The following is a 4,389-nucleotide window of genomic DNA, read 5'->3' as shown; positions in this document are numbered from 1 at the left end:
TCCGCGGCGACCGCATGTGGGAGTTCCTGGACCGTCTGCTGACCGTGGCCCTGCCACGTATCCGCGACTTCCGTGGACTCTCCGACCAGCAGTTCGACGGCCACGGTAACTACACCTTCGGCCTCACCGAGCAGACCATGTTCTACGAGATCGACGTCGACAAGATCGACCGTCCTCGTGGTATGGACATCACCGTTGTCACCACCGCTGTGACCGACGATGAGGGTCGCTCCCTGCTGCGCGAGCTCGGCTTCCCATTCAAGGGTGAAGACGGCAAGCGCCAGATGTAATTTCCTACATCTAAAAAGCACCTATCCTTTCAGGATAGGTGCTTTTTGCTATTCCCAGGGGGTTCTAGGGCTAAGGTATAAAGAACTTCGCCGGGGGAAACTTCTCAACTACCTGTTGGCCCCTGAAGGTCGGCACACAAGGAGAATACAACCATGATGCAGGGAAACCCCCGGGCAATAATCACGGCCCTGCTCACCATGATGCTCATGGTTGTCATCCCCGTGGACACGGCACAGGCTGTGGGCAGTAGTGCGACCCAGGAAACAGGGATTCTCCGGAGCCTGACATCCTCCACCGGGATTGCTGACTCCCAGGCACCGGAAGGCGGCGCCAAGGTGGTGGTCTTTGGTGATTCCCATGCCTCAGGAACCAACACTCCCTTCCGTGTTGATGAACGCGGCTGCCTCAAGGGCGCACAGTCCTGGCCAGCTCAACTGCAGAGTATCCAGGGCTTGGCGCGGGGTGAACTCATTGACCTTTCCTGTAATGGTGCCTCCATCGACTCCACCGGCTTCCACTTCTCCGATGAGGTCCGCCATGCAGAAACCCGTAGTGCGATTGGGCCTCGCACAGAACATATCTTCATCCAATTCGGCAAGAATGATCACTGGGGACACTCGGCAACCAACCTGCGTCATTCTGTGATCAACTGCCTTTTTGATCTTGCCCACGGATGCGGTGATAGGGCCGTGGCAGCAGGAACCATGCAGGACCCGGCAGCTGTGACCGGTGAACACTATGCCGAGCGCATGAAGCCTGTCATTGATTACCTTGAGTACTACGCACCTGATGCGGAGATCACCCTGCTCGGCTACCAGGAATACATGCCACGAACAGGTGGTGAGATCTGTGTTCGTGTGGGTGGCACTGAGATCAGGAAACCTGATGCCTCCGCGCTGGTGTCCTATATGAACCAGTTGGAAAACGCGATCAAAGACGCTTCTGAGATTCTGGAGGTAGACCACCTTGATCTGCGTGAAGCCACTGCTGGGCACAGCAGCTGTTCGGCAGATCCGTGGGTGAACGGGGTGCTGGATCTGCGGGTGGATGCTGTTGGTGGAACCTGGCACCCATCACCCAAGGGGGATTCCGTGACTGCCGGGCTGCTAGCGGACCGGATATAATCCAGTGCTGTTTCTATTGGTGATAAACGCTGCGATGAGCAGGGCAAGATAGAGGCTGATGGTGGCAATGAGCCCCACTGAGGGCCCCAGAACACCCCAGATATTGATGACTGGTCCTGTCTCATCAATGATGTGAAGCCACACCCATGATCCCCACCCGGTGACGAAGGCCAGACCGGGGAGAAAGTTGAGCAGTGTGAGTGCTGTGTCCACCTTGAGGAAAAATGGGATGATCACACCGGCAACAGAGACAGAGGCTCCCAGATAGAACACCCAGGGACCACCGATGGTGAAGAAGGCGTCGGTGAAGAAAAGTGCCATTAATGCCAATTGGATGGCGATGACACTCAACAGAAAATAAGAGAATTTAAAACTCTTCATAGCTTGCTGGGTCCTGTCCCTTGATACGTCCATCGTATCTACCCAACGCAGTGACCGCGGCGACTTCTTCAGCGGTGAGCTGGATGTTGATGGCCTCCAGGTTGGATTTCTGACGCTCTGGTTTGGTGGACCGGGGGATGGGGACAATGCCACGGGCATGGTGCCAGGCCAATGCGACTTCGCCGCCACCCACCCCGTAGCGTTGTCCGATCTCCGTGAGCAGGGGCTCATCCACCAGACCACGGCCATTACTCAAAGGACTCCAGGCTTCCGTGACGATGCCACGGGCATCATGCCATTCCACCTGTTCCACCTGCGGGAAGTAGGGGTGTAATTCGATCTGGTTGACGGCTGGCAGCTCGCCGGTCTCAGCCTCGAGGCGTTGGATGTGCTCTGGCAGGAAGTTGGATACTCCGATGTGCTTGACGACACCACGGTTGCGGGCGTCGATAAGCGCCTGCCAGGCCTCCACGTAGAGATCCTTGCTGGGGTTGGGCCAGTGGATGAGCAGAAGATCAATGTGATCCAGACCCAGGCGGTAGAGGCTCTCCTCGATGCGGGGGCCGGCCAGATCATACTGGTGGAAACGCCCCGGTAGCTTGCTGGTGACGATGAGTTCATCGCGTGGCACCCCGGATTTACGGATCGTGACACCGACCGCGCCTTCATTTTCATAGTTGTAGGCGGTGTCAATCAGCCGGTAACCGGTCTGGATGGCAGAGGTCATGGCCTGGACACCCGCAGCACCATCAAGGTGGACGGTGCCGAAACCAATCGGTGGCAGGGAAATCAGTGGTTCAGTCTTGGAGGAATCCATTGGAGAAGTCATGCCCGCCAGGGTAGCGAATGATGCCATTGAATGGTCTGTCCGCGCAGGGCATCGTTGTTAAGGTGAATGACAAGAACTCCTGCTGCAGCTGAAATTTAAGGACCTCATGGACACGAGCACCCAGAAGACATCATGGCAGATGATCTGCGCATTCCTCGGGCCACTTCTTCTTTGGAGTGGCATTGCGACTTTCCGGGGTATCGCAAAAACAGGGGACACATTGGCACTGGGGGACTGGTTAGTGTGTGCTCCTGTGACGTTCCTCGGTGCAGGACTGCTGTACTTCACCGCCCAGGAACTGTCCTATCCAGACTGGGCACGGTTCGCTCTTCCCGCAGTGGCGATGGTGGCTGCAGCAGTGGCGATGGTGGCTGCAGCAGTGGTGATGTGGACACAGTGGACATCATTTCTGATGTTGCTGGCATTCATGGTGCCACTACTGGTGATGTTCTATATGCTGTTCAAATCTCAGCAGCATGGCTAAACCGGTGGGACAGCTTCTCCCTAGACCTCGGTGAGAAACTGGATATTGGGCCTGTCGGAAAAAGCATCGAAGTAGCAGGCTGAGCGAAGGCCACCGAGGATCTGTCCACGGTTTTCCTTTTTGATATCAGTAGCAAACCCGACCCGGTAATCAAAATAAAAGAACCATTCTTCCAGGGCATGCCAGAGGCAGTCCTGGATATGTTTCTCATTGAGTTCATTCCACTTTTCGGGGAATTTGAGCGTCATCCCCGGGTAGTGGAAACTCCCTGGTTCATGGGCCAGGAGCTCATCTACCAGGGCATCGACATCCACGAACAGCATTACAACATAGTCGTTCTCGTCGTAAGTGAAACTGAAGTCAGGAAAGAACCACCAGCCAGGGGAGAACTTCATCATCTGTCCCGGTGAGTAGTCCTGGTCTTCTGCAGCAGAGATAAACCACTGCGGGAAGATGCGGATGAGTTCATCTCTGGCTGACATGGTCATCAGACTAGTTGAGCATCGCAGGCTTTAGAGATCATTCAGAAACTGGATATTGGGCCTGCCAGCAAAAGTATCGAAATAACAGGCGGTACGAAGATCCGTGTGCCCTTCACCACGAAGAGATTTCACACGATCAGTGTCAGTTCCCACATGATAGCTGAAGTACCTGAACCATTCCGAGAGTGCGTACCAGAGGCAGTCCTGAATCTGCTTGAGGTCTAATCCCTGCCATTCCAGCGGAATATCCAGGTCTGGTCCAGTGATATTGAAACTCCCTGGTTCATGGGCCAGGAGCTCATCCACCAGGGCATCGACATCCACGAAGAGCATCACCACGTAGTCAGCGTGGTCATCGTGGAAGCTGAAGTCGGGGAAGAACCACCGACCAGGGGAGAATTTCATCACCTGTCCCGGCACGTAGTCATGATGCTCTGCAGCGGAGATAAACCACTGCGGGAAGATACGGATCAGTTCATCTCTGGCTGGTGTGTTCATCAGATTTCTCCGGCGAACTGGACATTGGGATTCTCAGGATTGCTAAAAGTGTAGAAGTAGCATGCTGTGCGGAGATCACCTGGGACCTGGCCACGCTTGAACTTTTGAATGTCAGTATTAAATCCGACCTGGCTGCTGAAATAGTAGAACCAGTGATCCAAGGCCCACCAAAGACAGTCCTGGATGTGTTTTTCCTTCATCTCAGACCACCTGGAGGGAAGCTTGAGGTTAATTCCATAGAAGTGGAAACTCCCTGGTTCATGGGCCAGGAGCTCATCCACCAGGGCATCGACATCCACG

At 55.0% G+C, this 4,389-nt stretch carries 6 protein-coding genes and 2 pseudogenes; 3 read left to right on the top strand and 5 right to left on the bottom strand.

The window, feature by feature from the left end; translation table 11 throughout:
• Together Q0M74_RS13155 and Q0M74_RS13150 are read left to right on the top strand one after the other, a co-directional pair.
• Window positions 1-290 (top strand): annotated as a pseudogene (locus Q0M74_RS13155) (50S ribosomal protein L5); the annotation flags it as partial.
• Between the two features lie 198 nt (window positions 291-488).
• Window positions 489-1,415, top strand: a complete 927-nt coding sequence (locus Q0M74_RS13150; protein ID WP_293955194.1) for an SGNH/GDSL hydrolase family protein — start codon at window positions 489-491, stop codon at window positions 1,413-1,415.
• Here the strand turns inward: Q0M74_RS13150 and Q0M74_RS13145 are convergent.
• A complete protein-coding gene (locus Q0M74_RS13145) occupies window positions 1,398-1,796 on the bottom strand; it encodes a hypothetical protein (protein ID WP_293955192.1) in 399 nt (132 codons plus the stop codon). The genes Q0M74_RS13150 and Q0M74_RS13145 overlap by 18 nt on opposite strands.
• Window positions 1,783-2,625 carry an aldo/keto reductase gene (locus tag Q0M74_RS13140; RefSeq protein WP_293955190.1) on the bottom strand — a complete coding sequence of 281 codons (843 nt, stop codon included), beginning with the start codon at window positions 2,623-2,625 and terminating at the stop codon, window positions 1,783-1,785. The genes Q0M74_RS13145 and Q0M74_RS13140 overlap by 14 nt, the downstream gene beginning before the upstream one ends.
• Before the next feature lie 106 nt (window positions 2,626-2,731).
• Here Q0M74_RS13140 and Q0M74_RS13135 point away from each other — a divergent pair, with 106 nt between their 5' ends.
• Window positions 2,732-3,109 (top strand): hypothetical protein, encoded by a 378-nt coding sequence (locus Q0M74_RS13135; protein WP_293955188.1) that lies wholly within the window; start codon window positions 2,732-2,734, stop codon window positions 3,107-3,109.
• Window positions 3,110-3,129: 20 nt separating this feature from the next.
• On the opposite strand, the gene Q0M74_RS13130 is transcribed toward Q0M74_RS13135, so the two are convergent.
• From Q0M74_RS13130 to Q0M74_RS13120, 3 genes and pseudogenes are all read right to left on the bottom strand, one after another.
• Window positions 3,130-3,591, bottom strand: coding sequence for a hypothetical protein (locus tag Q0M74_RS13130; RefSeq protein WP_293955186.1), 462 nt, complete (start codon window positions 3,589-3,591; stop codon window positions 3,130-3,132).
• 30 nt (window positions 3,592-3,621) lie between these two features.
• Window positions 3,622-4,089: a hypothetical protein gene (locus Q0M74_RS13125; RefSeq protein WP_293955184.1), complete on the bottom strand. Its 468-nt coding sequence runs from the start codon at window positions 4,087-4,089 to the stop codon at window positions 3,622-3,624.
• Window positions 4,089-4,389: pseudogene (locus tag Q0M74_RS13120) on the bottom strand (hypothetical protein); the annotation flags it as partial. The pseudogene Q0M74_RS13120 and the gene Q0M74_RS13125, both read right to left, overlap by 1 nt.

Source organism: uncultured Corynebacterium sp., assembly GCF_945649885.1.
Taxonomy (GTDB): domain Bacteria; phylum Actinomycetota; class Actinomycetes; order Mycobacteriales; family Mycobacteriaceae; genus Corynebacterium.
This window is presented reverse-complemented; position numbering and strand designations above follow the sequence as displayed.